The organism is Gemmatimonadaceae bacterium (assembly GCA_035533755.1).
Taxonomy (GTDB): Bacteria; Gemmatimonadota; Gemmatimonadetes; order Gemmatimonadales; family Gemmatimonadaceae; genus JAGWRI01.
Window position 1 is genome coordinate 1 of record DATLTC010000082.1, and the last position, 4127, is coordinate 4127.

The 4127-nt window shown below is 71.9% G+C and carries 4 protein-coding genes; all 4 read left to right on the plus strand.

Features of this window, described 5'->3' with window-relative positions:
- Window positions 1–237: 237 nt before the first annotated feature.
- Genes VNE60_11745 through VNE60_11760 form a run of 4 tightly spaced genes read left to right on the plus strand, consistent with a single transcriptional unit; the run spans window position 238 to window position 3963 of the window.
- The gene (locus tag VNE60_11745) at window positions 238–759 is read left to right on the plus strand and encodes a phosphatase PAP2 family protein (protein ID HVB32192.1); all 522 of its coding nucleotides are present in this window, start codon (window positions 238–240) and stop codon (window positions 757–759) included.
- Window positions 759–2063 carry a glycosyltransferase gene (locus tag VNE60_11750; protein ID HVB32193.1) on the plus strand — a complete coding sequence of 435 codons (1305 nt, stop codon included), beginning with the start codon at window positions 759–761 and terminating at the stop codon, window positions 2061–2063. Before VNE60_11745 ends, VNE60_11750 begins: the two co-directional genes overlap by 1 nt.
- Window positions 2060–2773 carry a DUF2334 domain-containing protein gene (locus tag VNE60_11755; GenBank protein ID HVB32194.1) on the plus strand — a complete coding sequence of 238 codons (714 nt, stop codon included), beginning with the start codon at window positions 2060–2062 and terminating at the stop codon, window positions 2771–2773. The genes VNE60_11750 and VNE60_11755 overlap by 4 nt, the downstream gene beginning before the upstream one ends.
- Window positions 2770–3963, plus strand: a complete 1194-nt coding sequence (locus VNE60_11760; protein ID HVB32195.1) for a glycosyltransferase family 1 protein — start codon at window positions 2770–2772, stop codon at window positions 3961–3963. The genes VNE60_11755 and VNE60_11760 overlap by 4 nt, the downstream gene beginning before the upstream one ends.
- Window positions 3964–4127: the final 164 nt, after the last annotated feature.

A 4127-nucleotide genomic window follows, 5' to 3' on the forward strand; every position in this document is an offset into this window, starting at 1 on the left:
GGGGGCACCGGACTCGGGCTGGCCATCGTCAAGCACCTGGCGGAGGCCCACGGCGGCGCGGTGCGCGCCGAGAGCGTGCCCGGCCAGGGCTCGACGATCAGCGTCTTCTTTCCCGACGACGTGAACGGCCGTCCGGCCTGAACGGCCCAGCCGTTGCGGCGCTGTGTCGCGCAGGTGACAGGTTCGTTGCCTGGTCCGGTAGGGCCAGTGACGGGCCGGGCCTAGTCTCCGCGGCGCATGGAGACCTCGCTGCTCAACCGGCTCGCTGCCCGCGACCGCAACCTCTACATCCGCTGGGCCCTCGATGATGGATCGGCCCTGGCCTTCCGTGCCGTCCTCACCGCCATTACGCACGCCGGCGGGGCGTTCAGCAGTCTCGCCCTGGCCGCGCTCCCGCTCGTGGGAGTGAAGCCGATCGCCGCCGCCGGGGCCAAGCCTCTGGCGGCGCTCGTCATTTCGCACCTCATCGTGCAGCAGTTCAAACGCACCGTGGGGCGCCCGCGTCCATCGCGGTCGCTTACAGCGCGGGCAATGATCGCCGAGCCCGACCGCTTCTCCTTTCCATCGGGGCACGCCGCAGCGGCCATGTCTATCGCGGTCGTGTACGCCGTGCTTTTCCCGGCGCTCTCCGTACCGGTAATCCTGAGCGCTGCCGCCGTGGGCCTGACCCGCGTGTTCCTCGGGGTGCACTACCCGGGCGACGTGATCGCCGGCCAACTGATCGCCGTGGCGACCGCTCTCGCCGTGCTCGCGCGGTGATGACGGCAATCGCCGCGCGCATCGCGGCAATTGGGGATCCCACAGGCGCCGGGCGAGAGGCGGTGGAGCGGGCCCTGCTCGACGCCCCTCAGGCGCAGACGGGGCTCGACATCGGAACCCAGGCGCTGCCGCCGCGCCTCCGTTCCGGTGCGCGGCGGGCCGTGCTTGACATCACGGAGTTCTTCGGCGAGACCAGCGGCGGCGTGCGCACGTACCTGTTCGAAAAGGCCAGGTACGTGGAGGAACGCCCCGGCCTGCGTCACGTGGTCGTGGTTCCCGGCCGGCGCGACGCGATCACCGAGACGGCCGGGGTGCGCTGCTACCGGTTGCGCGGCCCCCGGGTCCCCACACAGGCCCCGTACAGGTTCATGCTCGCCACGCGCTCCAGCCGCCGCATAGTGGAGCACGAGCGCCCCGACGTGATCGAGGTCGGCAGCATTGGGCTGGTCCCGTGGGTGGTGCGCCACGCCGCGCGCGGGGCCGAGGTACCCCTGGTCGCCTTCTACCACAGCCACCTGCCCCGCATGATCGCCCCGCGCGGGCCCGGCTCGCCAGCCCATCGGCGGATGCTCGAGGGCTTCGCCTGGCGTTACCTACGCGCCCTCGACCATGCCTTCGCCACGACCATCGTCGCCTCGGACTTCGTCAAGCGTGAACTCGCCGCGGCCGGCATCGACCGCACCACGCAGGTGCCGCTCGGCGTGGACCTCGATCTGTTCCATCCACGCCGGCGCGCCAGTGCCCGCCTGACGCGGAGGCTTGCTGGGATTTCCGACCGCCCCCTGGTGCTGTTCGTAGGCCGGCTGGCGCGCGACAAGGAACTTGAGACTCTGATCGACGGCTGGCGGCTGGCCGAGCCGTCGATGGACGCCCATCTCGTGATCGTGGGCGGGGGTCCGCGCGCCGACGCGCTCCGCGCGCGGGCCCGAGGGCTGCGCGTTCGCTGGCTGCCGTACATGGCCGATCGCACGCGATTGGCCCATCTGATGGCCGCCGCCGACGTGTATGCGGCGCCCAGTTCGCTGGAGACGTTCGGCCTCTCAGCCATCGAAGCGATGGCCAGCGGGGTGCCGGTGCTGGCCTCCGACCGCGGCGGCGTCGCCGAACTCGTGGAGCGATCGGGGGCCGGGGCGCGATTCGAATCGGCGGCCGTCGGTTCGCTTGCCGAGCAGCTCGCGGCGCTCCTCCGGTCGGACCTGCATGGGCTCGGCGCCCGGGGCCGGATCTACGCGGAACGCGAACACGGCTGGACGCAGGTGCTCGACCGGCTGTTCACCGTATACGACTCACTGGCCCGATCATGAAACTTCTGGTATCGATCCACGACGTGACGCCGGCCCTGGAGCGCGATGTGCGGGCGCTGTGGGACCTCTGCGCCGAGCGCGGCCTGGTACCCGCCTTGTTCGTCGTCCCCAACTGGCACGGCAACTGGCCCATCGAGGAGTATCCCCGGTTCACCGCCTGGCTGCGCGCCAAGGCGCGGGAGGGCGCGGAGATCTTCCTGCACGGCGAACGCCACGACGAGCACGGCCTGCGCCGCGGTCTGCGCGACACGGTGCGTGCGTTCGGCGCGACCGCCCGCGAGGGCGAGTTCCTCGCCCTCAACGAAGCGCAGGCCGGCGTGCGGATCCGCCGCGGCCTCCGGTCGCTGGAGCGCGTGGGGCTCGACCCGATCGGATTCGTGGCACCCGCCTGGCTGGCCCGCGAGGATACCTACCGCGCCGTGCGTCGAGCCGGGTTGCGGTTCAGCGAGGACGTCAACTCCATCCACCTGCACGCCCGCGCTACGCGCCTCCCCTCCCCGGTTGTCCGGTGGAGCGCGCGTTCGGCGGTGCGTGCCCACCTGTCCAGGGCCGCAGCCGAAGCGCGGTGGCTCATGCAGCGCCGCACCTGGCTGGCCCGGCTCGCCCTGCACCCGGCCGACCTGCGCCGTCCGGCGATGGCATCCAGCGTGGCCGCCCATCTCGACCGGTGGCGACGCGCCCATCACCAGTTTCTGTATGCGCTCCTGTGACACCCGCCGAAGAATTGCCACTGCGCCTGGCGCTGTTCACCGATACCCATCTGCCGCAACTCAACGGCGTGACGCGCACGCTCGACCGGCTGGAACGGGCCGTTTGCGCACGAGGCGGCGAGGTGCGGGTGTGGACGGCGCGCGCGCCGGGAGGCTCGGCGGAACCCCACGTGCGCGACCTGCGCAGTGTGCCCTTCTGGGCCTATCCGGAATTGCGAATCGCGCTTCCCAAGTACGGACGGGTCGAACACGAACTCCGCGACTGGGCGCCCACGCTGATCCACGCCGCCACGCCCTTCGGCGCCGGGCTGGCCGGCCGCCGCGCGGCGCGCCGGCTGGGAGTTCCGATGGTGTCGTCGTACCACACCAGCTTCAGCGCGTATGCCCGGTTCTACCGCCTCGGGCTGCTCGCCGGGCCCGGGTGGTCGTTCCTTCGCTGGTTCCACAACTCCGGGCGCCGCACCTACGCGCCCAGCGAGGCCACGGCGCGGGAGCTGATCGACCGAGGCTTCCGGCGCGTGCGCGTGTGGAGCCGCGCCGTGGACACCGCGCGCTTCCATCCATCTTTCCGATCGGCCGGGTTACGCGAACAGTGGGGTGCCGGCGAGGAACGGTGGGTGATCGGCAACGTGGGGCGCCTGGCGCGCGAGAAGGGGCTCGACACGATGCTCGACGCCATGCACCGGCTGGAGCGGGAAGCGCCGGGGCGGTTCGTGTTCGCGTTCGCCGGCGACGGGCCCTATCTGGAGCCGCTTCGCCGGGGGGCCCCGCCCTCGGCCCGGTTCATGGGCCGCCTAGAAGGAGAGCCGCTGAGTCGGTTCTTCGCGTCGCTCGACCTGTTCGTGTTCCCGTCCGTCACCGATACCTTCGGCAACGTGCTGCTCGAGGCGATGGCATCCGGCGTTCCCGTGCTCGCCGCCGACGCGGGGCCCACGCGCGCGCTGGTCTCGGATGACCGCGGGATGTTGTATTATCCGGGGGCCGGCGCGAATCTCGCTGGCGGCATCCGCGCCGCGGTCGCGCAGCCCGACCGATTGGCCAAGATGCGGAGGGCCGGGCTCACCTTTGCCGCGCAGCGTGGATGGGATCGAATCTTCGACGACCTGATCGCGGATTACCGATTGGCGATCGCCGAGGCGCGGGTCGCGCCGCCAGCACCGGCACCGGCGCGCCCCGTCGCGCCGGTGTGACGACCGCCGCCGGCCCGAGGGCGGGCCGCCCGCAGCGCATCGCGGCCATCGACATCGGGTCCAACTCCATCCGGCAGATCCTCGCCGACGTGTGGCCCGACGGCCGCATCCAGATCGTCGACGAGCTGAAGGCCGCCCCGCGTCTGGGCTCGGGACTGGCCGCG